Source organism: Janibacter sp. UYMM211 (genome assembly GCF_040547045.1).
Taxonomy (GTDB): domain Bacteria; phylum Actinomycetota; class Actinomycetes; order Actinomycetales; family Dermatophilaceae; genus Marihabitans; species Marihabitans melonis.
Map to the genome: position 1 here is coordinate 257,446 of NZ_JBEPOY010000003.1, position 25,962 is coordinate 283,407.

22 protein-coding genes are annotated in these 25,962 nt (G+C 71.3%); 11 read left to right on the forward strand and 11 right to left on the reverse strand.

Annotated features, from left to right (window positions below):
- Positions 1–6 precede the first annotated feature (6 nt).
- From ABIB53_RS10475 to ABIB53_RS10490, 4 genes are read right to left on the reverse strand one after another with little or no spacing between them, the layout of a single operon-like run.
- Positions 7–1,017, reverse strand: a complete 1,011-nt coding sequence (locus ABIB53_RS10475) for a gluconeogenesis factor YvcK family protein (RefSeq protein WP_123091698.1) — start codon at positions 1,015–1,017, stop codon at positions 7–9.
- A gap of 1 nt (position 1,018) precedes the next feature.
- Complete coding sequence (gene rapZ / locus ABIB53_RS10480; protein ID WP_123091697.1) at positions 1,019–1,936, reverse strand: RNase adapter RapZ; 918 nt, start codon at positions 1,934–1,936, stop codon at positions 1,019–1,021.
- Positions 1,933–3,945, reverse strand: coding sequence for an excinuclease ABC subunit UvrC (uvrC, locus tag ABIB53_RS10485; RefSeq protein WP_068276019.1), 2,013 nt, complete (start codon positions 3,943–3,945; stop codon positions 1,933–1,935). Before uvrC ends, rapZ begins: the two co-directional genes overlap by 4 nt.
- 44 nt (positions 3,946–3,989) lie before the next feature.
- Entirely contained in the window at positions 3,990–4,421 is a 432-nt protein-coding gene (locus ABIB53_RS10490) for a Rieske (2Fe-2S) protein (protein ID WP_123091695.1), read from the reverse strand.
- A gap of 201 nt (positions 4,422–4,622) precedes the next feature.
- Between ABIB53_RS10490 and ABIB53_RS10495 the strand changes: the two genes are divergently transcribed.
- From ABIB53_RS10495 to ABIB53_RS10515, 5 genes are all read left to right on the forward strand, one after another.
- Positions 4,623–5,861 carry a branched-chain amino acid ABC transporter substrate-binding protein gene (locus tag ABIB53_RS10495; protein WP_068276026.1) on the forward strand — a complete coding sequence of 413 codons (1,239 nt, stop codon included), beginning with the start codon at positions 4,623–4,625 and terminating at the stop codon, positions 5,859–5,861.
- A gap of 140 nt (positions 5,862–6,001) precedes the next feature.
- Positions 6,002–6,985: a branched-chain amino acid ABC transporter permease gene (locus ABIB53_RS10500; RefSeq protein ID WP_123091694.1), complete on the forward strand. Its 984-nt coding sequence runs from the start codon at positions 6,002–6,004 to the stop codon at positions 6,983–6,985.
- Positions 6,982–8,703 carry a branched-chain amino acid ABC transporter permease gene (locus ABIB53_RS10505; RefSeq protein ID WP_354588111.1) on the forward strand — a complete coding sequence of 574 codons (1,722 nt, stop codon included), beginning with the start codon at positions 6,982–6,984 and terminating at the stop codon, positions 8,701–8,703. The genes ABIB53_RS10500 and ABIB53_RS10505 overlap by 4 nt, the downstream gene beginning before the upstream one ends.
- Positions 8,700–9,620 (forward strand): ABC transporter ATP-binding protein, encoded by a 921-nt coding sequence (locus ABIB53_RS10510; protein ID WP_083968863.1) that lies wholly within the window; start codon positions 8,700–8,702, stop codon positions 9,618–9,620. Before ABIB53_RS10505 ends, ABIB53_RS10510 begins: the two co-directional genes overlap by 4 nt.
- Positions 9,621–9,625: 5 nt before the next feature.
- Positions 9,626–10,330 (forward strand): ABC transporter ATP-binding protein, encoded by a 705-nt coding sequence (locus ABIB53_RS10515; RefSeq protein ID WP_240341679.1) that lies wholly within the window; start codon positions 9,626–9,628, stop codon positions 10,328–10,330.
- Between the two features lie 97 nt (positions 10,331–10,427).
- Here ABIB53_RS10515 and uvrA read toward each other — a convergent pair whose 3' ends face one another.
- On the reverse strand, positions 10,428–13,634 hold the full coding sequence (gene uvrA, locus ABIB53_RS10520) for an excinuclease ABC subunit UvrA (RefSeq protein ID WP_354588112.1): 3,207 nt from the start codon (positions 13,632–13,634) through the stop codon (positions 10,428–10,430).
- 75 nt (positions 13,635–13,709) lie between these two features.
- Between uvrA and ABIB53_RS10525 the strand changes: the two genes are divergently transcribed.
- The 3 genes from ABIB53_RS10525 to ABIB53_RS10535 all read left to right on the forward strand — a co-directional run bounded on the left by ABIB53_RS10525 (position 13,710) and on the right by ABIB53_RS10535 (position 17,166).
- Positions 13,710–15,503 (forward strand): glycoside hydrolase family 15 protein, encoded by a 1,794-nt coding sequence (locus ABIB53_RS10525; protein ID WP_354588113.1) that lies wholly within the window; start codon positions 13,710–13,712, stop codon positions 15,501–15,503.
- Positions 15,504–15,592: 89 nt separating this feature from the next.
- Entirely contained in the window at positions 15,593–16,279 is a 687-nt protein-coding gene (locus tag ABIB53_RS10530; RefSeq protein ID WP_354588114.1) for an MBL fold metallo-hydrolase, read from the forward strand.
- Positions 16,276–17,166 (forward strand): EamA family transporter, encoded by an 891-nt coding sequence (locus ABIB53_RS10535; protein ID WP_123091969.1) that lies wholly within the window; start codon positions 16,276–16,278, stop codon positions 17,164–17,166. Before ABIB53_RS10530 ends, ABIB53_RS10535 begins: the two co-directional genes overlap by 4 nt.
- Before the next feature lie 361 nt (positions 17,167–17,527).
- Here the strand turns inward: ABIB53_RS10535 and ABIB53_RS10540 are convergent, their stop codons facing one another.
- The 4 genes from ABIB53_RS10540 to ABIB53_RS10555 all read right to left on the reverse strand — a co-directional run bounded on the left by ABIB53_RS10540 (position 17,528) and on the right by ABIB53_RS10555 (position 22,670).
- Positions 17,528–18,511 carry a TerC family protein gene (locus ABIB53_RS10540; RefSeq protein WP_201466810.1) on the reverse strand — a complete coding sequence of 328 codons (984 nt, stop codon included), beginning with the start codon at positions 18,509–18,511 and terminating at the stop codon, positions 17,528–17,530.
- 295 nt (positions 18,512–18,806) lie between these two features.
- Positions 18,807–20,897, reverse strand: coding sequence for an excinuclease ABC subunit UvrB (uvrB, locus tag ABIB53_RS10545; RefSeq protein ID WP_068276044.1), 2,091 nt, complete (start codon positions 20,895–20,897; stop codon positions 18,807–18,809).
- A gap of 49 nt (positions 20,898–20,946) precedes the next feature.
- Complete coding sequence (locus ABIB53_RS10550; protein WP_354588115.1) at positions 20,947–21,849, reverse strand: glycoside hydrolase family 43 protein; 903 nt, start codon at positions 21,847–21,849, stop codon at positions 20,947–20,949.
- A gap of 131 nt (positions 21,850–21,980) precedes the next feature.
- Entirely contained in the window at positions 21,981–22,670 is a 690-nt protein-coding gene (locus ABIB53_RS10555; protein ID WP_354588116.1) for a DUF1349 domain-containing protein, read from the reverse strand.
- A 264-nt stretch (positions 22,671–22,934) separates the two neighbouring features.
- Here ABIB53_RS10555 and ABIB53_RS10560 point away from each other — a divergent pair, with 264 nt between their 5' ends.
- A complete protein-coding gene (locus tag ABIB53_RS10560) occupies positions 22,935–23,204 on the forward strand; it encodes a LacI family DNA-binding transcriptional regulator (protein WP_354588117.1) in 270 nt (89 codons plus the stop codon).
- Positions 23,165–23,971 (forward strand): LacI family DNA-binding transcriptional regulator, encoded by an 807-nt coding sequence (locus ABIB53_RS10565; protein WP_354588118.1) that lies wholly within the window; start codon positions 23,165–23,167, stop codon positions 23,969–23,971. Before ABIB53_RS10560 ends, ABIB53_RS10565 begins: the two co-directional genes overlap by 40 nt.
- Here ABIB53_RS10565 and ABIB53_RS10570 read toward each other — a convergent pair whose 3' ends face one another.
- On the reverse strand, positions 23,972–24,322 hold the full coding sequence (locus tag ABIB53_RS10570; RefSeq protein ID WP_354588119.1) for a hypothetical protein: 351 nt from the start codon (positions 24,320–24,322) through the stop codon (positions 23,972–23,974).
- Between the two features lie 53 nt (positions 24,323–24,375).
- On the opposite strand from ABIB53_RS10570, the gene ABIB53_RS10575 reads away from it, so the two are divergent.
- A complete protein-coding gene (locus ABIB53_RS10575; protein WP_354588120.1) occupies positions 24,376–24,972 on the forward strand; it encodes a CHAP domain-containing protein in 597 nt (198 codons plus the stop codon).
- Here the strand turns inward: ABIB53_RS10575 and coaE are convergent.
- A complete protein-coding gene (gene coaE / locus ABIB53_RS10580; protein ID WP_354588121.1) occupies positions 24,969–25,880 on the reverse strand; it encodes a dephospho-CoA kinase in 912 nt (303 codons plus the stop codon). The genes ABIB53_RS10575 and coaE overlap by 4 nt on opposite strands.
- Positions 25,881–25,962 lie beyond the last annotated feature (82 nt).

Here is a 25,962-nt window from a genome sequence, read left to right on the forward strand (position 1 = left end):
TGCGTCCTACCTCTCGCGGCTCCCCCGGGATCTCCGGGGCAGCTCGAGGATGTCACGGTACGCCGCACCCAGCCGCAGCGCATCGTGCTGCCCCGGACGCCCCGGCTGCGCGACCTCGTAGAGGGCGAGCTCGGCGCCGATGCTCGCGCAGGCCCGCTCGAGGCCCTCGCGGTCGTCGACGACCGAGGGGTCGGCGAGCACCGTCTCGACGTGGAGCTCGGGCGCCGTGCTGCGCAGGCGCTCGATGTGCTCGACGGCGGAGAAGCCCTGGGTCTCGTCGGTGCTCATCTCGAGGTTGAGGGTGAGGATGCGGTGCGCGTCGGTCTCGACGAGCGCCTGGCGCAGCTCGGGCACGAGCAGGTGCGTGAGGACGGACGTGAACCACGACCCCGGGCCGAGGATGACGGCGTCGGCCCCGCGGACGGCCTCGACGGCCTCCGGGCGGGCCGGCGGGTCGTGCGGGAGGACGGCGATCGACTCGACGACCCCCGTCGTGCGCGCGATCTCGACCTGACCGACGACGGTCGAGCGGTCGTCGGGGTCGGCCGGGTCGACGCCGCGCACCTGGGCCATGAGCTCGAGCGGGACGGCCGACATCGGCAGCACCCGCCCCCGGGCCTGGAGCAGTCGTCCGACGAGGTCGAGACCGGCGACCGGGTCGTCGATGAGCTGCCAGAGCGAGACGATGAGGAGGTTGCCCAGGGCGTGGCCACCGAGGTCGCCGTCGCCGTCGAAGCGGTGCTGCAGGACCGCCGACCACATGTGGCCCCAGTCGCTGTCGTCGCACAGCGCGGTGAGAGCCATCCGCAGGTCGCCCGGGGGCAGCACGGAGAAGTCCTCGCGCAGCCGCCCGCTCGAGCCGCCGTCGTCGGCGACGGTGACGACGGCGGTCACGGCGTCGCTGATGTGGCGCAGCGCGGTGAGCGAGGCAGCCAGGCCGTGGCCGCCGCCGAGGGCGACGACCTCGAGGTGACGCTCGGGGGTGATGGACGCGGGGAGGGTGAATGCGGCCGTCATCTCACTCCTGCCCGAGGTCGCGGTGGACGACGAAGGTCTCGACGTCCTCGCCGGCGAGCCGGGAGGCCAGCTCCTCGGCGACGGCGACGCTGCGGTGCTTGCCGCCGGTGCACCCGACGGCGAGGGTCACGTACTTGCGGTTCTCGCGCAGGTAGCCGGCGATCACCGGCTCGAGGAGCCGCTCGACGGAGTCGAGGAAGTCGCCGGCTCCCTCCTGACGCAGGACGTACTCGGCGACCGGGGCCTCGCGGCCGGTGTGCGATCGCAGCTCGGGGACCCAGTAGGGGTTGGGCAGGAAGCGCATGTCGAAGACGTAGTCGGCATCGAGCGGGACGCCGTACTTGAAGCCGAAGGACATGAGCGCGAGGCGCACCTTGTGACCGGCCGTCGTCGTGAAGAGCGGGTGGATCTTGCGCGACAGCTGGTGGACGTTAAGGCCCGAGGTGTCGATGACGAGGTCGGCCGACGAGCGCAGGTCCGCCAGGCGCGCGCGCTCCTGCTGGATCCCGTCGAGCAGCCGGCCCGTGCCCTGGAGCGGGTGCGGGCGCCGCACCGACTCGAAGCGGCGCACGAGCGCCTCGTCGGTGGCGTCGAGGAAGAGCAGCCGCAGGGTCCAGCCGCTCGCCCGCAGCTTCTCCACCGACTCGTGGAGGTCGGCGAAACCTCGCGCCCGGATGTCGAGGACGATGGCGACCTTGCGCGGGCGCAGGCCCTGCGCGCGGCCGTCGTCGGCCTCGGTGGCCAGCTCGACGAGCTGGGGCAGCATGATCGTCGGCAGGTTGTCGATGACGTACCAGCCGAGGTCCTCCATGACGTTGGCGACCGTCGAGCGACCCGCGCCGCTCATGCCGGTGACGACGAAGACCTCGGGCAGCTCGTCGGCGCCCTGGCCCTGCTCCTGCGGACCGTCGCTGCTCATCGTGCGTCCTCCTGCTCTGGGATGGGGACCTGCTCTGCTGCGGCCCCGGCGTCGGCGCCCGCCACCGGGGCGGGCGCGTCGTCGAGCACCTCGCCGGTGCGGGGGTCGACGGCCGGCTCGGGGGCCTGCGCGCCCAACTCTGCCGCAATCCGGGCTGCGGTCGCCGGGCCGATGCCGGGCACCTCGGCGAGCTCCTCGACGCTCGCCGCCCGGATCCGCTTGACCGAGCCGAAGCGCCCGAGCAGCGCGGCCTTGCGCGTCTGCCCCAGCCCCGGGACCGAGTCGAGGGCGGAGACGGTCATCGCCTTGCTGCGGCGCTGACGGTGGAAGGTGATGGCGAAGCGGTGCGCCTCGTCGCGCACCCGCTGGAGGAGGTAGAGCCCCTCGGAGCTGCGCGGCAGGATCACCGGGTGCTCCTCGCCGGGCAGCCACAGCTCCTCGAGCCGCTTGGCCAGGCCGACGAGGGCGACGTCCTCGATGCCGAGCCGATCGACGACCGCCTGGGCGGCGGCCACCTGCGGCGCGCCGCCGTCGACGACGACGAGGTTCGGCGGGTAGGCGAAGCGCCGAGGACGGCCGGTCTCGTCGTCGATGCCCGGGCGGTCGCCGCCGTGCTCGTCGACGGAGACGAGATGGCGCAGGCGCCGTGTGAGCACCTCGTGCATCGCCGCGGTGTCGTCGGTGCGCCCGTCGACGTCGCCGCGCACGACGAAGCGGCGGTACTCGGACTTGCGGGGCAGGCCGTCCTCGAAGACGACCATCGACCCGACGACCTCCTGGCCCTGGATGTGCGAGATGTCGAAGCACTCGATGCGCAGGGGCGCGTCGTCGAGGCCGAGCGCCTCCTGGACGTCGTGGAGGGCCTGGCTGCGCGCCGTGAGGTCGCCGGCACGGGCGACCTTGTGCCGCGCGAGCGCCTGGGTGGCGTTGCGCTCGACGGTCTCCATGAGCGCGCGCTTGTCGCCGCGCTGCGGGACGCGCAGGTCGGCGTGCGAGCCGCGCCGGGTCCGCAGCCACTGCGTCATCGCGTCGGGGTCGTCCGGCAGCACCGGGACGAGGACCTCGCGCGGCACCTCCTCCTCGCCGTAGACGCGCTGCAGGAGGTGCGCGACGACCTCGGGGAGGGTCTCGGCGTCCTTCTCCGCGACCCAGCCCCGTTGGCCGCGGATGCGACCGCCGCGGACGTGGAAGACCTGGATGGCGACCTCGAGCTCGTCGTCGGCGAGGGCGAAGACGTCGGCGTCGGTGCCGTCGGGCAGGACGACCGCGGACTTCTCGAGGGCCTTGGTGAGCGCACCGATGTCGTCGCGCAGCCGTGCGGCGGCCTCGAAGTCGAGCTCGGCGGAGGCCTCGCGCATCCGGGCCTGGAGCCGGCGCACGAAGCGGTCGGAGCTGCCGGCCATGAAGTCGCACAGCTCCTCGGCGATGGCGCGGTGCTCGTCGGGGTCGACCCGGCCGACGCACGGCGCCGAGCACTTGTCGATGTAGCCGAGCAGGCAGGGACGCCCGACCTGCTGGGCGCGCCGGAAGACGCCGTTGCTGCACGTGCGCACCGGGAAGACGCGCAGGAGCAGGTCGAGGGTCTCGCGGATCGCCCAGGCGTGGGTGTACGGCCCGAAGTAGCGGGTCCCCTTGCGCTTGCTCCCCCGCATGACCATCGCCCGCGGGAACTCCTCGGACATCGTCACCGCGAGGTAGGGGTAGGACTTGTCGTCGCGGTACTTGACGTTGAAGCGCGGGTCGAACTCCTTGATCCACGCGTACTCGAGCTGGAGCGCCTCGACCTCGGTCGACACGACGGTCCACTCGACGGAGGCGCCGGTGCGCACCATCCGCGCGGTGCGGGGGTGCAGCCCGGAGATGTCCTGGAAGTAGGACGACAGCCGCGAGCGCAGCGACTTCGCCTTGCCGACGTAGATGACCCGGCCGTGGGCGTCACGGAACCGGTAGACGCCGGGGTCGGTCGGGATCGACCCCGGGGCAGGGCGGTAGGTCGCTGGGTCGGCCACCCGCTCACCCTAGGCGGGCGGGCTGACAGCGAAGGGGGTGACCCTCAGGCGACGGTGACGGTGTCCCCGTCGACCGTGGCCTCCTTCGCGGTGAGGCCCTTCTGCGCGGGCCCGCCCGTGACGTCGCCCGTGCTGGCGTCGAAGGTGCTGCCGTGGCACGGGCAGGTGATCGTGCCGGACTCGACCTTCGCCACGGCGCAGCCCTGGTGGGGGCAGGTCGCGTCGAAGGCCTTGAACTCGCCCTCGGTGGGCTGGGTGACGACGACCCGGTCCTGGACGACACCGCCGCCGACGGGGACGTCCGCCGTCGGCACGGAGACCCCGCCGGCGGCGGCCGCGTCACCGGAGCCGGCCGAGGAGCTCGTGCTCTCGCCCGAGCCCCCGCCGTCACCCCCGCACGCGGAGAGGGCGAGGACGCCGCCGGCGGGCACGACGAGGGCGGCACGACGGGTCAGGGGCTGCTCGTGAATGCTCACGCCGCCACCCTGGCAGTGCTGTCAAGGGACGAGCCCCGAACGGCCTGTGCAGGTCCTGGGAGGACGTCGCTGGTAACAGGTCGGACACGGTGCGTGCATGGGGAGGTCAGCCCGACGACGAACCGCACTACCTTGACGCCAGCCCACGAGCCAGTCGTGGATCACCGGGCACGACCCGGCATCTCTTCATCTGGAGGAAACGTGACCAAGCGATCCGTCATCTCAGCAGGGGCCACGCTCCTCGCGATGTCGATGGCACTGTCCGCCTGCGGGACCCGCGGTGGCGACGGTGGCGGCGACGGCGCGGGCAGCGGCGGCGGTGGCGACGAGAAGGTCGTCAAGATCGGTGTCATCGCGCCCCTGTCGGGCGACCTGTCCGCCCTCGGCAAGGGCATCGAGAACTCCGTCGACCTCGCGGTCAAGGAGGCCAACGAGTCCGGTGAGCTCGAGGGCTGGAAGATCGAGGTCGCGGCCGAGGACGACCAGGCCAACCCCGACGTCGGCAAGAACGCCGCCTCCAAGCTCGCGGGCGACAAGGACGTCATCGGCGTCGTCGGCACGCTCAACTCCTCCGTCGCCGGCACGGTCGCCCCGGTCCTCAACACCGCGAAGATCGTCGAGGTCTCCCCGGCGAACACCGGTGTCTCCCTCACCAAGGGCGAGGACCCCGACAACCCGCAGCGGCCGTACGCGAACTACTTCCGCACCTGCACCACCGACGCCGTCCAGGGCCCCTTCGCCGCGCGCTACCTCTTCGAGAAGGCAGGCATCAAGGAGGTCGCGACGATCCACGACAAGAAGGCCTACGGCCAGGGTCTCGTCGAGTCCTTCACCTCCGAGTTCGAGAAGCTCGGCGGGAAGGTCGTGGCGGCCGAGACGATCAACCCCGACGACGACAAGTACGACGCCGTCGTCACCTCGGTCAAGGCCAAGAACCCCAAGGCCGTGTACTACGGCGGCGAGTACCCGCAGGCCGGCCCGCTGAGCCAGCAGATGAAGGCCCAGGGCCTCGACGTCCCGCTCATGGGTGGCGACGGCATCTTCAGCCCCGAGTTCGTCAAGCTCGCCGGCAAGAACAGCAACGGCGACCTCGCGACCTCGATCGGCGCCCCGACCGAGAAGCTCGACTCGGCGAAGGCCTTCGTCGACGCCTACGAGGCCGGTGGCTACTCCGACCCCTACGAGGCCTACGGCGCCCAGTCCTACGACGCGGCCAACGCGATCATCGAGGCGATGAAGGTCTCCCTCAAGGACGCCGACGACGTCGAGGGCGCTCGCCAGGCCACGATCGACGCGATGAAGGACGTCTCCTTCGACGGCGCGACCGGCAAGGTCGCCTTCGACGAGTTCGGCGACACGACGACCCGCGTCCTCACGGCCTACGAGGTCAAGGACGGCAAGTGGACCGACGTCTCCACCGAGGAGTTCACCGAGAAGTGATCCCGCGCGACGGCATCTCGCCGTCGAGCAGGTGACGGGGCGGGGGCGCACAGCCCTCGCCCCGTCCCCGGGTCGCCACGGCGACCTCGCGGGGCCACCCTCGCCCCCTCCCCCGTCCCTCCCCACACCCAGGAGGCCTCGTGGACCTGTTCCTGCAGCAGCTCGTGAACGGGCTGACGATCGGCTCGCTCTACGCGCTGATCGCCGTCGGGTACACCGTCGTCTACGGCATCGTCCAGCTCATCAACTTCGCTCACGGCGAGATCTTCATGATCGGCGCCTTCGGCGCGCTGAGCACCTACCTCATCCTCTTCCAGGGCCAGACCGCCCTGTGGATCCTGCCGGTCATGGTCATCGGCGCGATCATCGCCTCGGTCGGCGTCGCCGTCCTCACCGAGCGCGTCGCCTACCGGCCGCTGCGCGGCGCCCCGCGTCTCGCCCCGCTCATCACGGCCATCGGCATCTCGGTCTTCCTCCAGGAGTTCGTCCGGCTCTTCTACAACCGGCCGTTCATCGTCTCCGAGGCCAACCCGCTCGACTTCCCGAGCGCGAAGCAGAAGATCCCCTTCCCGCAGATCGACGTCGTCACCGGCCCGGCCTTCGAGATCTTCGGCGTGACGATCCAGCGCGCGGCGATCTTCACCATCGCCTGCCTCGTCATCTGCGGCGCCCTGCTCTACTACTTCGTCACCAAGACCCGCACGGGTCGTGGCATGCAGGCCGTCTCGCAGGACCCCGACACCGCCCGCCTCATGGGCATCAACGTCGACCGCACCATCGTCGTGGCCTTCGCCATCGGCGCCGCGCTCGCCGCCATCGCCGGCGTCTCGCAGGGCCTGCTCAACACGAACATCAACTTCAAGATGGGCTTCATCGCCGGTCTCAAGGCCTTCACGGCCGCGGTCCTCGGCGGCATCGGCAACATCTGGGGCGCGATCGTCGGCGGGCTCGTGCTCGGCGTCGTCGAGACCCTCGTGACCCAGTACACGACCCTCCTGCCCTTCGGCCTCGACCAGTTCGGCGGCTCCAGCTGGAAGGACGTGTGGGCCTTCGCCCTGCTCATCCTCATCCTCGTCTTCCGGCCGCAGGGCCTCCTCGGCGCAAAGGTGGTCGACCGCGCATGAGCACCGCAACCACAGCTCCTCAGCACCCCCAGCACGCCGAGGCCTCGGCCCCGGCGGACCGCTCCGGCCTCGGGGTGATCCTCGGTCTCGTCGGCGGCGCCCTGCTGCTCGTCTCGGGTCTGCTGTCCTGGTCCTACGAGCCGATCTTCGGCGACATCAGCATCCGCTTCTGGCCGGTGAGCCTGCAGATCTTCGCGATGCTGCTCGGCATCACCGTGCTCGTCGTCGCGCTCTCGCGCAGCCTGCTCGCCCCCGTCATCGGCTGGTTCTCGGCCGGGCCGGCGCTGCTGGCGCTCGGCATCGGGTCGACGGCCTTCGCCGCGCTCTCCCTCGTCGGGGTCGCGGTCCAGGCGGGCGGTCTCATCAACGCCAACGAAGGGGTGTACGTCGCCCTCCTCGGCGCGCTGCTCACCCTCGCCGGTGGCGTCCTCGCCCGTCCGCTCGTCGCCACCCGCGACGCCTTCACGGTCAAGGCGCCGAGCACGGTCGAGATCGCGCTCATCGCGATCATCTGCGCGGTGGCCCTGGCCATCGCCGCGTACGCCCTCGGGCGCGACGACGCGTGGGTCTTCGTCCTCTTCCTCGTCACCGTCGGGGTCATCGGGACGGGTCTGGCCAAGGCCGGCTTTTTCGGGTACGTCGGGGCGGCCGCGCAGCGTCACCGCCACGTCCTCACCCTGGGCGCCTTCGCCGCGGCCTTCCTCTTCCCGTTCACCCAGGACGGGTCCGAGATCAACATGTCGATCGCGACGGGCGTGCTCATCTTCGCCACGACCGCCATCGGCCTCAACATCGTCGTCGGCCTCGCCGGTCTGCTCGACCTCGGGTACATCGCCTTCCTCGGCGCCGGTGCCTACGTCGGCGCGATCCTGTCCGGCGCGGCGTCCTCGCAGATCGACTGGCACCCGCCCTTCATCGTCACCGCGCTCATCGGCGGGCTCTTCTCGGCCTTCCTCGGCCTCATCGTCGGCTCGCCGACGCTGCGGGTCAGCGGCGACTACCTCGCCATCGTCACCCTGGCGTTCGGCGAGATCTTCCGTCTGACGATGTTCAACCTCGACGGCAACAACGGCCCCGACCTCACGAACGGGCCCAACGGCGTCACCGCGATCCCGAACCTGAAGATCTTCGGGTTCGACTTCGGGGCGACCCACACCGTCGCGGGCATCGAGCTGAGCCGGGCGGCGAACTACTACCTGCTCATGCTCCTGCTCACCGGCATCTTCATCCTCGTCTTCGCGCGGATGAACAACAGCCGGATCGGGCGCGGCTGGGTCGCCATCCGCGAGGACGAGCGCGCGGCGGAGGCCATGGGCGTCAACGTCTTCGGCCTCAAGCTGCTCGCCTTCGCCGGCGGTGCCTTCCTCGCCGGCATCGCGGGCACGGTCAAGGCGCACTACGACACCTCGGTGACGCCCGACCAGTACCAGTTCCTCGAGTCGGCCTTCCTGCTCGCCGCGGTCGTGCTCGGCGGCATGGGCACGATCGCCGGCGTCATCCTCGGCGCGGTGGTCCTCAAGCTCATGCCGGAGAAGCTGCGCTTCTTCAGCGAGTACCGGCTGCTGCTCTTCGGGCTGCTGCTCGTGCTCATGATGCGCTTCCGCCCCGAGGGCCTCGTCGCGAGCAGGCGCCGCCAGCTCGAGTTCCACGAGGACGACGAGGAGCTGGCCGAGGTCCTCGAGGACCGCAATCTCGCGATCGAGGAGGAGACCCGATGAGCACCACCGTGAGCGACACCCCGCAGCGCACCCCCGCCGAGACCGGCGAGGTCGTGCTCGAGGCGCGCGACATCGTCATGAGGTTCGGCGGTCTCACGGCCGTGAACAACGTCTCCTTCACCGTCCACGAGGGCGAGATCGTCGGTCTCATCGGACCCAACGGTGCCGGCAAGACGACCTTCTTCAACTGCCTCACCGGCATGTACAAGCCCACCTCGGGCGAGGTGACCCTCCAGGGCAAGCGGCTCCCGCCGCGACCCCGTGAGGTCGTCACCGCCGGCATGGCGCGCACCTTCCAGAACATCCGGCTCTTCAACAACATGACGGCGCTCGAGAACGTCATGGTCGGGCGGTACTGCCGCACGACCTCGATGGCCTTCACGTCGATCATCCGGGGACCGAAGTTCCGCAAGGAGGAGGCGGAGAGCCTGCGTCGCGCGCACGAGCTGCTCGACTTCGTCGGGCTCGACCACAAGGCGGAGAGCCTCGCGCGCAACCTGCCCTACGGCGAGCAGCGCAAGCTCGAGATCGCGCGCGCCCTGGCGACCGACCCGCAGGTCATCCTGCTCGACGAGCCGACGGCGGGCATGAACCCCAAGGAGACGGAAGAGGCGATGCACCTCATCTTCCGGATCCGCGACCTCGGCATGGCCGTCGTCGTCATCGAGCACGACATGCGGTTCATCTTCAACCTCTGCGACCGGGTGCTTTGCCTGGTCCGGGGCGAGACCCTCATCGAGGGCTCCCCCGGTGAGGTCCAGTCCGACCCGCGCGTCATCGAGGCCTACATCGGCGGTGCGGACGACGACGAGATCGACACGTCCGACCTCACCGACGAGGAGATCGAGGTGCTGCGCGCCGAGGGCGAGCTGCCCGAGCAGAACGAGGGGCACGAGCCCGAGGAGGAGCGGCGATGAGCCCCATGCTCGAGGTCAAGGACCTCAAGGTCGCCTACGGCAAGATCCAGGCGGTCAAGGGCATCTCCTTCACCGTCGACGAGGGCGACGTCGTCTCGCTCATCGGCACCAACGGTGCCGGCAAGACGACGACGCTGCGCACGATCTCGGGCTTGCTGCGCCCGGTGGCCGGCCAGATCCTCTACCAGGGTCAGGACATCTCCACCGTGCCCGCGCACGACATCGTGGGTCTGGGCCTGGCCCACTCCCCCGAGGGCCGGCGGATCTTCCCCCGGATGAGCGTCGAGGAGAACCTCCTCCTCGGTGCCTACGGGCGCAAGGACGACGGCATCCGCAAGGACCTCAAGGCCGCCTACGAGCTCTTCCCCATCCTCGGGGAGCGTTCGAAGCAGCCGGCGGGCACCTTCTCCGGCGGCGAGCAGCAGATGCTCGCCATGGGCCGGGCGATGATGAGCCGCCCCAAGCTGCTCATGCTCGACGAGCCCTCGATGGGTCTGTCCCCGCTGATGATGAAGCGCATCATGAGCACGGTGACGACCCTGCAGGAGCAGGGCACGACGATCCTGCTCGTCGAGCAGAACGCCCGGGCCGCCCTGAAGATCGCGACGAAGGGCTACGTGCTCGAGGTCGGCAAGATCGTCACCGAGGGCACCGGCGAGGAGCTGCTGACGAGCGACGAGGTGCGCAAGGCCTACCTCGGCGAGGACTGAGCACCCGCACCGCTGACGACGGGGCCCCACCGGATCATCCGGTGGGGCCCCGTCGTCGTGCCCGGCGGTCGGGTCAGGGCGGTCGCGACGAGGCGGGTCAGCCGGCCTTGCGGGCGCGACGGGCCGCGGCCTGGGCCCGGCCGGAGATCTCCGCCGGGGCCGGGGTGGCCGTCGTCGCCGCCTTCGTCGCGGCGGTCTTCGCAGTCGCCTTCTTCGGGGCCGTCGCCTTCTTCGGGGCGGTCTTCGTGGCCGTCGCCTTCTTCGTGGCCGCCTTCTTCGTCGCGGTCTTCTTCGCCCCCTTCGCCGGCGTCGTCTCGACCGGCTCGGGGAGCTCGCCGACCTCGACGACGTCGTGCCGGGCGAGGACCTTGGCGAGGAAGCGGCCGGTGTGCGACCCGGTGCGCTCGTGCTGCGCCGCGACGCTCTCCGGCGTGCCGGTCGCGACGACCTGCCCGCCGCCGTCGCCGCCCTCGGGACCCATGTCGATGACCCAGTCGGCGTTCTTGATGACGTCGAGGTTGTGCTCGATGACGATGACGGTGTTGCCCTTGTCGACGAGGCCCTGCAGGACGAGGAGCAGCTTGCGGATGTCCTCGAAGTGCAGACCGGTCGTCGGCTCGTCGAGGACGTAGACCGTGCGCCCGTTGGAGCGCTTCTGCAGCTCCGAGGCGAGCTTGACGCGCTGCGCCTCGCCGCCGGACAGGGTCGTCGCCGGCTGGCCGAGGCGCACGTAGCCCAGACCCACGGAGTTGAGGGTCTTCATGTGCCGGGCGATGGCCGGGACCGCGGCGAAGAAGTCCTCGGCCTCCTCGATCGGCATGTCGAGCACGTCGGCGATCGTCTTGCCCTTGAAGTGGACCTCGAGGGTCTCGCGGTTGTAGCGCCCGCCGTTGCACACCTCGCACGGCACGTAGACGTCGGGCAGGAAGTTCATCTCGATCTTGATCGTGCCGTCGCCCGAGCACGCGTCGCAGCGCCCGCCCTTGACGTTGAAGGAGAAGCGACCGGGCTGGTAGCCGCGGACCTTCGCCTCCTCGGTGTCGGCGAAGAGCTTGCGGACGTTGTCGAAGACGCCCGTGTACGTCGCGGGGTTCGAGCGCGGGGTGCGACCGATGGGGCTCTGGTCGACGTGGACCACCTTGTCGAGGTTCTCGAGGAGCCCGGTGACGGTCTTGTGCCGGCCCGGCACGCGGCGGGCACCGTTGAGCTTGTTGGCCATGACCGTGTAGAGGATGTCGTTGACGAGGGTCGACTTGCCCGAGCCCGACACACCCGTGACGGCGATGAGGTTGCCGAGGGGGAAGGTGACGTCGACGCCCTGGAGGTTGTTCTCGCGGGCGCCGCGCACGGTGACCTCGCGGCCCGGCTGCTGGGGCCGGCGCACGTCCGGCACGGGGATCTGCAGGCGGCCGGAGAGGTACTTGCCCGTGAGCGACTCCTCGCTCTCGAGCAGCCCGGCGACCTCGCCGCTGTGGACGACGCGACCGCCGTGCTCGCCGGCACCGGGGCCGATGTCGACGACCCAGTCGGCGACCTCGATGGTGTCCTCGTCGTGCTCGACGACGATGAGGGTGTTGCCGAGGTCGCGCAGGCGGGTGAGGGTCTCGATGAGCCGGTGGTTGTCGCGCTGGTGCAGCCCGATGCTCGGCTCGTCGAGGACGTAGAGCACGCCGACGAGACCGGACCCGATCTGCGTCGCGAGCCGGATCCGCTGGGCCTCGCCGCCGGAGAGCGTCGCCGCGGCCCGGGAGAGCGAGAGGTAGTCCAGGCCGACGTCGAGCAGGAAGCCCAGCCGGGCGTTGATCTCCTTGATGACCTGCTCGGCGATGGCCCGCTCGCGCTGGGTGAAGTCGACGTCGTGGAGGAAGGTCGCCGCCTGGGCGATCGAGAGCGAGGACACCTCGGCGATGCTGCGACCGCCGACGAGGACCGCGAGGGCCTCGGGCTTCAGGCGCGTGCCGCGGCAGTGCGGGCAGGGGATCTCGCGCATGTAGCCCTGGTACTTCTCGCGGCTCCACTCGGACTCGGTCTCGCCGTGGCGGCGCCGGATGAAGGAGATCGCCCCCTCGAAGCCCGTCGAGTACGAGCGCTCGCGGCCGAAGCGGTTGCGGTAGCGCACGTGCACCTTGTGGTTCTGGCCGTGGAGCAGCGCGGTGCGCGCCCGCTCCGGCAGGGCCCGCCACGGCGTGCTCATGTCGAAGCCGAGGTCGTCGCCGAGGGCGCTCATCGTGCGCTGGAAGTACTGGGCGGACTGGGTGCCGGCCGCCCACGGGGCGATCGCGCCCTCCTCGAGGGTGAGGTCCTCGTCGGGGACGACGAGCTCGGGGTCGACCTCGAGCTCGGTGCCGATGCCGGTGCAGTGCGGGCAGGCGCCGAAGGGGGAGTTGAAGGAGAAGGAGCGCGGCTCGACCTCGTCCATCTCGATGGGGTGGTCGTTCGGGCAGGCCATCCGCTCGGAGTAGCGACGCTCACGCGGCAGCGGCTCGCCCTGCGCGTCGAGCGGCGCGGGCCGCTCCCCCGGCTCGTCGGCGTCGACCGGCGCGTCGACGAACTCGACGACGACGATGCCGTCGGCGAGGCGCAGCGCGGTCTCGACGGAGTCGGTGAGGCGACGCTGGGCGGTGCGCTCCGCCCCCTTCGCCACGAGGCGGTCGACGACGACCTCGATGGTGTGCTTGACCTGCTTCTCGAGCTTCGGCGGGTCGGTGAGGCTGACGACGGTGCCGTCGACGCGGGCGCGGCTGTACCCCTTCGTCTGCAGCTCGGAGAAGAGGTCGACGAACTCGCCCTTGCGCGCGCGGACGACGGGCGCGAGGACCTGGAAGCGGGTGCCCTCGGGCAGCTCGAGGAGGCGGTCGACGATCTGCTGCGGGCTCTGCCGGGTGATCGGCTCGCCGCAGCGGGGGCAGTGCGGGCGGCCGGCGCGGGCGAAGAGCAGGCGCAGGTAGTCGTAGACCTCGGTGATCGTGCCGACGGTGGAGCGGGGGTTGCGGTTCGTCGACTTCTGGTCGATCGAGACCGCCGGGGACAGGCCCTCGATGAAGTCGACGTCGGGCTTGTCCATCTGGCCGAGGAACTGACGGGCGTAGGCGGACAGGGACTCGACGTAGCGGCGCTGGCCCTCGGCGAAGATCGTGTCGAAGGCCATCGAGGACTTGCCCGACCCGGACAGACCGGTGAAGACGACGAGGCTGTCCCGCGGGATCTCGATCGAGACGTCCTTGAGGTTGTGCTCGCGGGCGCCTCGCACGACGAGCTGGTCGTGCAGGGCAGAGCCGTGCCGGGCGTGGGGTGCGGAAGTCACGGCCACAACTTTATGTCTCGCCACCGACAGCGTTGCGCCTGCGGCCCCCTCGGCGGCCCCCCGTAGGGTGAGCGGATGAGCACACCGATCGAGGAGTACGCCGTCATCGGCGACACCGAGACCGTCGCCCTCGTCAGCCGCGGGGGGTCGATCGACTGGCTCTGCTTCCCCCGCTTCGACTCGCCGTCGTGCTTCACCGCGCTGCTCGGCACCCCCGAGCACGGCCGCTGGCTCATCGGACCGGTCGGCGAGGCGCGCTCCACCCGCAGCTATCGCGGCGACTCCTTCGTCCTCGAGACGCTCCACGAGACCGCGTCCGGGACGGTCCGGGTGACCGATCTCATGCCGCTCGGCGACAACCGGGCCGACATCATCCGCCGGGTCGAAGGGGTGTCCGGCACCGTCGAGATGGAGCACGAGTGGGTCGTGCGCTTCGGCTACGGCAAGGTCACCCCGTGGGTGACCCACACGACGCACCACGGTGACGACCTCCTCACCGCGATCGCCGGGCCCGACATGCTCGTCCTGCGGGGCAGCCGGCTGCCGCACCCCGACGACCACCACCACCGCGACCGCTTCGAGGTGCGCGCGGGCGAGACGCTCGACTTCACCCTCACGTGGTTCTCGTCGTGGAAGCAGGTGCCCCCGGCGCTCGACGTCGGCGGCCGGGTCGAGGCGACCGTCGCGCGATCGAGCGAGTGGGCGAGCCGGTGCACCTACGAAGGGCCGCACCGCGAGGCCGTCGTCCGCTCGCTGCTCGTGCTGCGCCTGCTCACCGACACCCGTCGCGGCGGCATCGTCGCGGCGCCGACCACGAGCCTGCCCGAGGACTTCGGCGGGGTGCGCAACTGGGACTACCGCTACTGCTGGCTGCGTGATGCCTCGCTCACCCTCGAGGCGCTCCTGCAGTCGGGCTACGTCGGCACGGCGAAGCTGTGGCGCGACTGGCTCGTGCGCGCCGTCGCCGGCGACCCCGAGGACATGCAGATCATGTACGCGGTCGACGGAGGCCGCGAGCTCCCCGAGCGCGAGCTCGACCACCTGCCCGGGTACGCGGGCAGCCGGCCGGTGCGCATCGGCAACGGGGCCGTCGACCAGAAGCAGACCGACGTCCTCGGCGAGGTGATGATCGCCCTGGAGGACGCCCGCGAGCTCGGGCTCGAGGAGTCGCACCAGTCCTGGGCCATCCAGCGGGCCCTCGTCGACACCCTCGCCACCCACTGGGACGAGCCGGACAACGGGCTGTGGGAGATCCGCGGCCCGCTGCGGCACTTCACCCACAGCCGGGTCATGGTCTGGGCCGCCTTCGACCGCGCCATCCGCGCCGTCGAGGAGCACGGGCTGAGCGGCGACGTCGAGACCTGGCGGACGCTGCGCGACCGCGTGCACGCCGAGGTGTGCGACCGCGGGTGGAGCGAGGAGCGCCAGACCTTCACCCAGCACTACGACACCGACGAGGTCGACGCCTCGCTGCTGCTCATCCCGCTCGTCGGGTTCCTGCCGCCGGACGACCCGCGGGTGCACGGCACGATCGCGGCCGTCGAGCACGACCTCATGCGCGGCGGCTTCCTCCTGCGCTACCGCACGGAGAGCGGTGTCGACGGGCTCGCCGGCGACGAGCACCCCTTCCTCGCCTGCTCGTGGTGGCTCGTCAGCGCGCTCGCGGTGACCGGCCAGGTGGCGCGAGCCGAGGAGCTCATGGACCGGCTCGTCGGGCTGCTCAACGACGTCGGGCTCGTCGCCGAGGAGTACGACACCGAGCACGACCGGCAGGCGGGCAACTTCCCCCAGGCCTTCTCGCACCTCACCCTCATCGGCGCGGCCTACCACCTCGCCGACGCGAAGGCCCGGGCCACCGCGACCGCCTGAGGCTCCCCCTTCGCCCGGGTCCTCGGCCCGGCAGGGCGGGCGCCGGACGCCCGGTCCCACGGCCGGGCGGGCGGCGGTAGCGTGCCGCCATGAGCGAGACGCTGACCGAGACCCACGAGTACACCGGCGAGGTCACCCCGGGCGGGCCCGTGCACGTGCGCGAGCTGCCGGCGCTGACGATCCGCAAGATGTCGGTGTCGCAGATGCACAACAACGTCTACCTGCTCACCTGCCGCTCGACCGGCGAGCAGCTGCTCGTCGACGCCGCCGACGAGGCCGAGCGCTGCCTCGCGCTCGTCGCGCTCGGCGGGGGCTCGCTCGGGCACCTCGTGACGACGCACCAGCACTGGGACCACCACCGGGCTCTGCCCGAGGTGGCCCGCGAGACCGGCGCCGAGACCTACGCCGGCGTCGACGACGCCGTCGGGCTGCCCGTGGCTCCCGACCACCTGCTGCGCCAGGGTGACGAGGTGCGCTTCGGTGACGTCGTGCTCGAGGTCTCGCACCTGCGCGGGCACACGCCCGGCTCGGTCGCCCTGGCCTACCGCGACCCGCAGGGGTCGACCCATCTCTTCACCGGCGACACGCTCTTCCCCGGCGGGGTGGGCAACACGAAGATGGAGGGGCAGAGCTTCGAGCTGCTCTACGGCGACGTCGTCGAGCGGCTCTTCGGGGTCTACGACGACGACACGCACTTCTACCCCGGGCACGGTGCCGACTCGACGATCGGTGCCGAGCGGCCCCACCTCGACGAGTGGCGCGAGCGGGGCTGGTGAGCCGCGCCGACGCCGTCCCGGCACCTCTCCTCGTCCTCGGCGGGGTCCTGTCCGTCCAGTTCGGCGGGGCCCTCGCCGCGACCCTCGTCCCCGAGGTCGGCGCGAGCACGTCCGTGCTCCTGCGCCTCGTCTTCGCCGCGGCGATCATGCTCGTCCTCGCCCGGCCCCGCCTGCTCGGCCACTCCCCCGCAGCCTGGCGCACCGTGCTGCTCTTCGGTGTCGCCCTGGGCGGGATGAACTGGGCCTTCTACGCCTCCCTGGCCTACCTGCCGATCGGGGTCGCCGTGACCTTCGAGTTCGTCGGCCCGCTGCTCCTCGCCGCTGCCGGGTCGCGCCGTGTGCGTGACCTCGGTGCCGTCGCGGTCGCCGCGGTCGGCGTCGTGCTCGTCTCCGAGGTCACCCACCTGCCGCTGTCCGAGCTCAGCTGGCGGGGCATCGGTCTCGCCCTGCTCGCGGGAGCCTTCTGGGCGGCCTACATCGTGTGCTCCTCGCGGACCGGCGCGGTCTTCGACCGGCTCGACGGGTTGAGCCTGGCGATGGTCGTCGCCATGGTCGTCGTGCTGCCCGCGGGCGCGCTCGGGTGGCACACGGTCACCGCGGAGCACCTGCTCAAGGGGCTGGGCCTGGCGCTGCTCAGCTCGGTGCTCCCGTACTCGCTCGAGCTGCTCGCGCTGCGTCGGATGAGCGCGACGGTCTTCGGGATCCTGCTCAGCCTCGAGCCGGCGGTCGCGGCCCTCGCGGGCCTCGTCGTCCTCGGCCAGGTCCTCTCGGGGCCACAGCTCGTCGGCATGTCGCTCGTCGTCGTCGCCAGCGTCCTCGTCCTCGGCCGACCTCGGGAGCGCTCCGAGGGCGAGACCCCCGCCCACCTCACCGAGACCGGCGCCTAGCCGTCCCGGGGCGAAGGGGGTGCCCGTCGCCCCGCCCGGTGGGTTCGCCTCCCGATTCGGCCGGACAGGTGAGCTCGCCCCCCCTTTGCCCGGCCAGGTCGGCCCCTCCCCCTTCGCCCGCTCGACATGACAAACCCCGGCTCAGCACGAGTTTCTTTCTCTTGCCGAGCCGGGGTTTATCGGGTCACCCGAGAAACTGGTGACGGGTGAGGCTCACCGGCGGGTGGGCTCCAGCGTCGTGCATCCGCGCCCACCTCCTCGCGCGCTCGACATGACAAACCCCGGCTCAGCACGAGCTTCTTACCCATGCTGAGCCGGGGTTTATCGGGTCACCCGAGAAACTGGTGACGGGTGGGGCGGGTCAGCTCTCGACGCCCTGACGCTCGTCCTTGCGGGTCTTCCACAGGCTGGCGATGGTGGTGATGCCGAGGATGACGACGATGGCGCCCAGAGAGACCGAGATGGGGATCTCGGGGACCGGGATGTGCTCGCCGCCGTTGATGAAGGGCAGCTCGTTCTCGTGCAGGGCGTGGAGGATGAGCTTGACGCCGATGAAGGCGAGCAGCACGGCCAGGCCGATGCTCAGGTAGACGAGCTTCTTCAGCAGACCACCGATGAGGAAGTACAGCTGCCGCAGACCCATGAGGGCGAAGAGGTTGGCCGTGAGGACGATGTACGGCTCCTTGGTCAGGCCGTAGATCGCCGGGATCGAGTCCAGCGCGAAGAGCAGGTCGGTCATGCCCAGCGCGAGGATGACGAAGAAGATCGGGGTGGCGACCCGCTTGCCGTTCTCCTTGGTGAAGACCTTCGCGCTCCACTCCTTGGTGGAGGGGATCGTCTTCTCCATGTACTTGAGGAAGCGGTTCTCCTCGAACTCCTCGTCGTCGTCGTCCTTCTGCACCGCGAGCTTGATCGCCGTGTAGATGAGGAAGGCGCCGAAGATGTAGAAGACCCAGGAGAAGCGGTTGATCGCCGCGGCGCCGACGAAGATGAAGATCGTGCGCAGCACGATGGCGATGATGATGCCCCACATGAGGGCGATCTGCTGGTACTTCGCCGGCACCTGGAAGCTCGCCATGATGATGAGGAAGATGAAGAGGTTGTCGATCGACAACGAGTACTCGGTGAGCCAGCCGGCGTAGAACTCACCCGCGCGGGTGCTGCCCTCGGCCCACCAGATGCCCAGGCCGAAGAGGATGGCGGCCGAGACGTAGATGGCGAGGGTCGTGCCGACCTCCTTGTTCGACGGCACGTGCGGCCGGCGAGCGATGAGGACGACGTCGAAGATCAGCACCGCCGCGGCCACGCCGAGGGTGAGGAGCCAGACCCAGGTCGGCACGTCCATGGTGCCGCCGCTGATGATGCTCGGTGCGATGCCAGGGATGCTGGCGGGGATCGATGTCACGTGGTGGGGTCGCCTTCCGGACAGGGTTCGGTCATGTCCGGAGGTCTCTCCCACCCAGGGGCCGGTACCCCGGGCCTCCCGGCCGAAGGGGGCCGAGGTGCCGTGCTGACGAGGACACCGCGTGGGGATACTCCCCTCCGCGCAGACCATCGTCGCAGATGCGTCGGGCCCGTGACGACCGGAGACCACCCCGTGGGCCCGGCGGCCGCTCCTCGCCCAGCTGTGCGAAGACCCCTCAGCCGGTCGCCTGCGTCATCTGACGCAGCTCCTTCTTGAGGTCGGAGATCTCGTCGCGCAGACGCGCCGCGAGCTCGAAGTGCAGGTCGGTCGCCGCCTGGTGCATCTGGTCGGTGAGGTCCTGGATGAGGCTGGCGAGCTCGCCGCTGGGCAGGTCCTTGCCGCGGTTGCCGCCGGCGGGCGCCCCCTTCGCGCTGCGCGAGGTCTTGCCGCGCGACTGGGTGCGACCCGAGCCGATGAGGGCGTCGGTGTCGGCGTCCTCGCGGCCCAGGATGTCGGTGATGTCGGCGATCTTCTTGCGCAGCGGCTGCGGGTCGATGCCGCGCTCGGTGTTGTAGGCGATCTGCTTCTCGCGCCGCCGGTGGGTCTCGTCGATCGCGTGCTGCATCGAGTCGGTGATGTTGTCGGCGTACATGTGCACCTGACCGGAGACGTTGCGCGCCGCACGGCCGATCGTCTGGATGAGCGAGCGGCTGCTGCGCAGGAAGCCCTCCTTGTCGGCGTCGAGGATGGCGACGAGCGAGACCTCGGGCAGGTCGAGACCCTCGCGCAGGAGGTTGATGCCGACGAGGACGTCGTACTCGCCGAGCCGCAGCTCGCGCAGCAGCTCGACGCGGCGCAGGGTGTCGATGTCGGAGTGCAGGTAGCGGACCCGCACGCCCTTGTCGAGGAGGTAGTCGGTGAGGTCCTCGGCCATCTTCTTCGTCAGCGTCGTGACGAGGACGCGCTCGTCGCGCTCGGTGCGGGTGCGGATCTCGTCGAGGAGGTCGTCGATCTGACCCTTCGTCGGCTTGAGGACGATCTCGGGGTCGACGAGCCCGGTCGGGCGGATGATCTGCTCGACGACGCCGTCGCTCTTGGCCATCTCGTAGTCGCCGGGGGTCGCCGAGAGGTAGACGGTCTGACCGGTGCGCTCGAGGAACTCCTCCCACGTCAGCGGTCGGTTGTCCATGGCGCTCGGCAGCCGGAAGCCGTGGTCGACGAGGGTGCGCTTGCGCGAGGCGTCACCCTCGTACATCGCGCCGATCTGGGGCACGGTGACGTGCGACTCGTCGATGACGAGCGCGAAGTCCTCGGGGAAGTAGTCGAGCAGGCAGTTCGGCGCGGACCCGGGCTGGCGGCCGTCGATGTGCATCGAGTAGTTCTCGATGCCCGAGCAGCTGCCGACCTGGCGCATCATCTCGATGTCGTACGTCGTGCGCATGCGCAACCGCTGCGCCTCGAGCATCTTGCCCTGGCTCTCGAAGACCTTGAGCTGCTCCTCGAGCTCGTGCTCGATGCCGACGATCGCGCGCTCCATGCGCTCGGGCCCGGCGACGTAGTGGGTCGCCGGGAAGACGTACATCTCCTGCTCCTCGCGGATCACCTCGCCGGTCAGCGGGTGGAGGGTGTAGACGCGCTCCACCTCGTCGCCGAAGAGCTCGATGCGGATCGCGTGCTCCTCGTAGACCGGGATGATCTCGATGGTGTCCCCGCGCACCCGGAAGGTGCCGCGGGTGAAGGCGAGGTCGTTGCGGGTGTACTGCATCGTGACGAACTGGCGCAGCAGGGTGTCGCGGTCGACCTGGTCGCCGACGGACAGGCGGACCATGCGGTCGACGTACTCCTGCGGGGTGCCGAGGCCGTAGATGCACGAGACCGACGCGACGACGACGACGTCACGCCGGGTGAGCAGGCTGTTGGTCGCCGAGTGACGCAGCCGCTCGACCTCCTCGTTGATCGAGCTGTCCTTCTCGATGTACGTGTCCGACTGCGGGACGTAGGCCTCGGGCTGGAAGTAGTCGTAGTAGCTGACGAAGTACTCGACGGCGTTGTTGGGCAGCAGCTCGCGGAACTCGTTGGCCAGCTGGGCGGCGAGCGTCTTGTTCGGCGCCATGACGAGGGTCGGGCGCTGGATCTGCTCGATGAGCCAGGCCGTCGTCGCCGACTTGCCGGTGCCGGTGGCGCCGAGGAGGACGACGTCCTGCTCCCCCGCGTTGACCCGGCGGGCCAGCTCGGCGATGGCTGCGGGCTGGTCGCCGGCGGGCTCGAACTCGGAGACCACCTGGAAGGGGGCCACCGTGCGCTGCAGATCGGTCACGGGACGCATATGGACAACCTAAGCGCACGCACCGACAACGTATTCCGGGACGCCGGGGTCAGGGTCGCGTCGGCACCTCCGACGCCGGCGGGTCGACGCTCACCGAGCGCCCGTCGAAGGTCACCTCGCTGGGCCACATCGTGCGTCCGGGCACCTCGGAGCCCACCGCGTCCGGTGCCCACGCGTGGTAGACCATCCACACCCGGCCGTCCCGCTCGACGAGGGAGTTGTGCCCCGGGCCGGCGGCCACCTCGTTGCTCACGAGGACCGGCTCGTCGTCCTTGACGAAGGGGCCCGTCGGCGCGTCCGCGGTCGCGTGCCCCACCGCGTACCGGTCCGAGCCGAAGTCGTTGGCGGAGTAGAAGAGGTGGTAGACCCCGTCCTCCTCCCGCACGAAGGGCCCCTCGACGAGGTCGCCCTCCCACGCGAGGTCCTGGCGGATGACCCGCTCGGGCTCGCCGAGCAGCGTCGTCCCGTCCGGGCCGAGGCGCTGCACCGAGATCCACGTGTCGACCCCGACGGCGTTGCCGTCGTTCTTCCAGTACAGGTAGGCCTGGCCGTCCGTGTCGACGAAGGGGTGGGCGTCGATCGACCCGCCCGCGTCCTCCTCGCACACGAGGGGTCCGTCGCTGTCGTCGACGTAGGGCCCCTCCGGCTGCGCGGAGACGGCGACGCCGATGCACTGGATCTCGGGGTCCGGGGCGCGGGTCGTGTAGTACATGACCCACTGGTCGCCGATCTGCACGGCCTCGGGCGCCCACACCTTGCCCGGCGACGTCCAGCTCGCGAGCTCGGGCATCGCGTCCGATCCCTGGCTCCAGTCGACGAGATCGGTGCTCGTCAGGGTCTGGACGTTCATCCCGTTGCCGTTCGTCGCGATCGCGACGTACGAGCCGTCCGCGTCGAGCACCTGCGGGTCGGGGAAGTTGCTCGCCCACACGGGGTTGGTGAAGCCGGTCATGCTCTCGCTCTCCTGCCGCGGGGCGGCGTCGGGTGTCGGGGACTGGCACGCGCTGAGGGCGAGGGCCGCGCCCGCGAGGACGGCGGCCGTGCGCCGTCCTCGCGAGCGAGCCCGTCGCACCCCTGACCGGCTCACCCGGCGCCGGGGTCGGAGGGCCACCGGGTGCGGTAGAAGCGCAGGTGGTCGAAGGAGGCCACGGCGGCCGGGGACGCCCCGCCGTGCGAGTAGAGCCCGATCCTCGGCTCGGTGCCGGCGCCGAGCGCCCAGGTCGCGCCCCACGTCCACGTCCGGCCGTCCCGGCTCGTCCCCGCGCGGTAGAGGTGCTCCCCCTCCGCCGTGCGGTGGTGCGCCAGGCGCAGCCACATGGTGGGGGCGGCGGTCCCCACGAGTGCACCGCCGTACGACGTCCGGCCGTCGGGAGCCGCGGCGACCTCACGACCGAACTCCGTCTGCCGGGTGTTCCAGATCGCGACGGTGCCGAGCCGGGCGAAGTCGTCGTCGGTGGCGTGCGCGACGAGGCCCGCCTGCTGGTAGTTGCGGATCTCGTCGGTGCCGAGGTCGAGGTGGACCTTCGTCTGCGCGATCCAGTCGCCGTCGTCGGGCGCGTCGTGGAGCAGCAGCCCGGCCTGGTTGCCCCCGCCGGTGAGGTCGGTGCCCTCGACCGGCCAGCGCAGCTGCCCGTCCTCGACGCGGGCCTGGGGGTTCTCACGCACCCAGGTCAGCGCCGGGGTCGAGGCGTCGTCGAACTCCTCGCCCGTGATGAGAGCCCCCGCCCGGGGCACCGGAGCGAGCTCACGGGCGTCCTGCGCCGCCGGGGTCACGACGACGTTGTCGACGTCCTCCTCGACCGTTCGGCGACATTGCCGTGACCTGCACCGACGCTGTCACCGTCGCCTTTGCAACGGTGGAAACGCGGGTGCTGGGCGCCAGCTTTACAACGGATAACATGCTTGTCCAGAGGTCGGGACGAAAATGCACCCGACGGGGTGCGCCGGTCCCGAGGGTGCGGGCCCAACCGTGATCCGGTACGAGTGATGCGGTACGAGTGAGGACGGCACGACCACGTGCCGCGGAGGAGGTCGGGCGTGGCAGCACGGTTGCGGGACGTCGCGGAGCGGGCTGGGGTGTCGGTCAAGACGGTCTCGAACGTCGTCAACAACCACCCCCACGTCACCGAGGCGACCAGGGCGAAGGTCTCCGCGGCCATCGAGGAGCTGCGCTACCGGCCCAACCTCTCGGCCCGCAACCTCAAGCACGGGCGTGCCGGCTTCCTCGCCCTCGCCGTGCCGGCTTCCTCGCCCTCGCCGTGCCGGCGATGGACTCGCCGTACTTCGCCGAGCTCGCCGCGAAGGTGACGAGCGAGGCGGCCGCGATGGGCTTCATCGTGCTGCTCGACGCCACCGGGGGCGACGAGCACGCGGAGCGCGTCGTCCTCGAGGGGATGCGCTCGCACGTCATCGACGGGGTGATCTTCTCGCCGCTCGCGCTCTCGGCCGACGAGATCGCCGGTCGCGACGACGACCTGCCGATGGTCCTGCTCGGCGAGCGGCCGACCCCCACCGGCTACGACCACATCGCCGTCGACTCGGTCGCGGCGGGCCGCGCGGCCACCAGGCACCTCCTGACGCTCGGCCGGCGGCGCGTCGCGGCGATCGGCCGGGAGACCGTGCGCGGCACCGCGTCGGAGCGCCTGCGCGGCTACGGGCAGGCGCTGCGCGCGGCCGGTCTCGCCTACGACCCCGAGCTCGTCGTCGGGGTGCCCCACTTCGAGCGGGGCGACGGGTACGCGGGGATGCAGCAGCTCCTCGCCCTGCCCTCGCCCCCGGACGCCGTCTTCTGCTTCAACGACCTCATGGCGGTCGGCGCGGTGCGCGCGTGCGCCGAGGCCGGCGTACGGGTGCCCGAGGACGTCGCGGTCATCGGCTTCGACGGCATCGCCGAGACGCGGTACGCGAACCCCTCGATCTCGACGATCTCCCCCGACCTCACCCATCTCGCGCGCCGGGCGCTGGAGATGCTCGTCTCGCGCATCGACGGCGACACCTCTCCCAGCCAGGAGGTCGCGGTGCCGTGGACTCTCGTGGCCCGCGAGTCCACCACCGGGCGCGTCGCGCAGGCCTGATCAGAAGTCGACGGGCACGTCCGGCGGCTCCGGGGCGACCCCCTCGCGCACGACCCGCCAGAGCCCGCCGGGTCCCCGGCGCAGGACCCACCGTCCGAGCACGGCCGACGCCGTGAGATCGGCGACGAGACGGCGCACGGCGTCCTCGGCCTCGTCGTCCTCCTGCCGGTCCGTGCTCGTCTCGACGAGGAAGCGCAGGTGCACCTGCGGCTGCATCCGGACGAGCTCTACCGACCGGTCCTCGACGCGGTGGGTGCGCGCGAGCAGCTCTTCGGCGAGCGGGAGCAGGCTCGGCGGGGAGACACCCGGGTGGGTCTCGTGGACGTCGATCGCGACCCGGTAGGACGGCATGGCCGCAGCGTAGGCGAGCGGGCCGACGACGCCGGAGGTCTACGATCACGTCCATGGCACGGGGGGACGGACGCGGACCCGGTCGGCGGGCGCTGCTCGCCGCCGCACCGCTCGGCCTGCTCGCGGCCTGCGCACCGGTCGCCGCGACGCAGCGGCCGGCTAGACCCACCCTCGGCCAGGTCGACCCGGACTTCCCGGCGATCCCCCGTGGTCTGCCGCCCACGCGTCGCCGCGTCCTTGCGACGGCACGGGCCGAGCACGCCGACCAGGGGCCCGGCACGAGGTACGCCGAGGGCGTCGTCGAGCCGTGGTGCGCCGACTTCGCCTCGTGGGTCCTGCGCGAGGCCGGGGTCCCGCTGCGCAACCCCGCGTCGGGCGGCTGGCGCATCCCGGGCGTCCTCACCCTCACCGATCACCTGCGCGGCACCGGGCGCTTCCGCGAGGCCGGGAGCGGGTACGTGCCCGTCCCCGGTGACCTGCTCGTCTGGGCGAAGGGGTCGATGCCCGGCGAGCACGTCCACTTCCTCGTCACCCGGCGCGGGCACGACGTCGTCACCGTCGGCGGCAACGAGGGCGACGCCATCAAGGTCCGTCACCTCTCGCTCACCCAGCCCGGTCTCGTCGGCTACGGCCTGCCCGGCCGCGGCTAGGGGACGAGCCGCAGCCGCACCGTCTGACCGGGGTCGCACCCGAGGTAGACGTGCTCCTCCGCCGAGGTGTCGTCGCGCACGTATCCCGCGGCGGCCAGCAGGCCGACGAGGTCGCCCTCGGCGCCCCCTGGCCGCAGGGCGGCCTCGAGCTCGACGCCCCTGGTCGACGGCACCGGCACGACCTGCGCGGACCGCTCCCCCAGAACGTGCGCGACGCGAGCGGCGAGCCGGGCACCGCGGTGCTCGTCGGGGCCGTCGTGCGCCGGCTGGTCGTCCCGCGCGGCCGGGGTCCCTGTGCGCAGGTTCTCGGCGAAGGGGGCGAGCCGCTCGCGCCAGAGGCGGTCGACCTGCTCGACGAGCTCCTGCGGGGTGCCGTCGTTGTCGAGCACGACGTCGGCGGCGGCGCGGCGGGCCTCGTCGCCGGCCTGCGAGCGCATCCGGGCGCGCGCGTCCTCCTCGGGCATCCCCCGGTGCTCGACGAGCCGGCGCACGCGCGTCTCCACGGGGGTGTCGACGACGACGACGAGGTGGTACTCGGGCGACATCTGCTTCTCGACGAGCAACGGCATGTCGTGGACGAGCACCGCGGCGCCCGCGCCCGCGGCCTCCTCGCGCAGCCGTGCGGTGCGCTCCCACACGGCGGGGTGGGTGATGCCCTCGAGCGCGCGCAGCGCCTCCGGATCGGCGAAGACGACCCGTCCGAGCGCCGGCCGGTCGAGCTCGCCGTCGGGTCGCAGGACCTGCGGGCCGAAGCGCTCGACGACCGCGGCGAGGGCGGGCTCCCCCTTCGCCACGACGTCGCGGGCCACCTGGTCCGCGTCGACGACGACCGCGCCGAGCTCCGCGAGCCGTCGCGCGACGCTCGACTTGCCCGACCCGATCCCACCGGTGAGTCCCACGTGCAGCATGGCCGCCACTGTAGGCGGGCCCGCGGAGACGACGAAGGGGGCCACGCACCGAGCGGTGCGCGGCCCCCTTCGCACGGGGTGA

Excerpts from the sequence above, each read along its gene's own strand:
- ABIB53_RS10475 (WP_123091698.1), bottom strand. The coding sequence starts at position 1,017 with ATGACGGCCGCATTCACCCTCCCCGCGTCCATCACCCCCGAGCGTCAC.
- rapZ (WP_123091697.1), bottom strand. The coding sequence starts at position 1,936 with ATGAGCAGCGACGGTCCGCAGGAGCAGGGCCAGGGCGCCGACGAGCTG.
- ABIB53_RS10505 (WP_354588111.1), top strand. The coding sequence starts at position 6,982 with ATGAGCACCGCAACCACAGCTCCTCAGCACCCCCAGCACGCCGAGGCC.
- ABIB53_RS10510 (WP_083968863.1), top strand. The coding sequence starts at position 8,700 with ATGAGCACCACCGTGAGCGACACCCCGCAGCGCACCCCCGCCGAGACC.
- ABIB53_RS10515 (WP_240341679.1), top strand. The coding sequence starts at position 9,626 with ATGCTCGAGGTCAAGGACCTCAAGGTCGCCTACGGCAAGATCCAGGCG.
- ABIB53_RS10525 (WP_354588113.1), top strand. The coding sequence starts at position 13,710 with ATGAGCACACCGATCGAGGAGTACGCCGTCATCGGCGACACCGAGACC.
- ABIB53_RS10530 (WP_354588114.1), top strand. The coding sequence starts at position 15,593 with ATGAGCGAGACGCTGACCGAGACCCACGAGTACACCGGCGAGGTCACC.
- ABIB53_RS10540 (WP_201466810.1), bottom strand. The coding sequence starts at position 18,511 with ATGGACGTGCCGACCTGGGTCTGGCTCCTCACCCTCGGCGTGGCCGCG.
- uvrB (WP_068276044.1), bottom strand. The coding sequence starts at position 20,897 with ATGCGTCCCGTGACCGATCTGCAGCGCACGGTGGCCCCCTTCCAGGTG.
- ABIB53_RS10550 (WP_354588115.1), bottom strand. The coding sequence starts at position 21,849 with ATGACCGGCTTCACCAACCCCGTGTGGGCGAGCAACTTCCCCGACCCG.
- ABIB53_RS10565 (WP_354588118.1), top strand. The coding sequence starts at position 23,165 with ATGGACTCGCCGTACTTCGCCGAGCTCGCCGCGAAGGTGACGAGCGAG.
- ABIB53_RS10570 (WP_354588119.1), bottom strand. The coding sequence starts at position 24,322 with ATGCCGTCCTACCGGGTCGCGATCGACGTCCACGAGACCCACCCGGGT.
- ABIB53_RS10575 (WP_354588120.1), top strand. The coding sequence starts at position 24,376 with ATGGCACGGGGGGACGGACGCGGACCCGGTCGGCGGGCGCTGCTCGCC.
- coaE (WP_354588121.1), bottom strand. The coding sequence starts at position 25,880 with ATGCTGCACGTGGGACTCACCGGTGGGATCGGGTCGGGCAAGTCGAGC.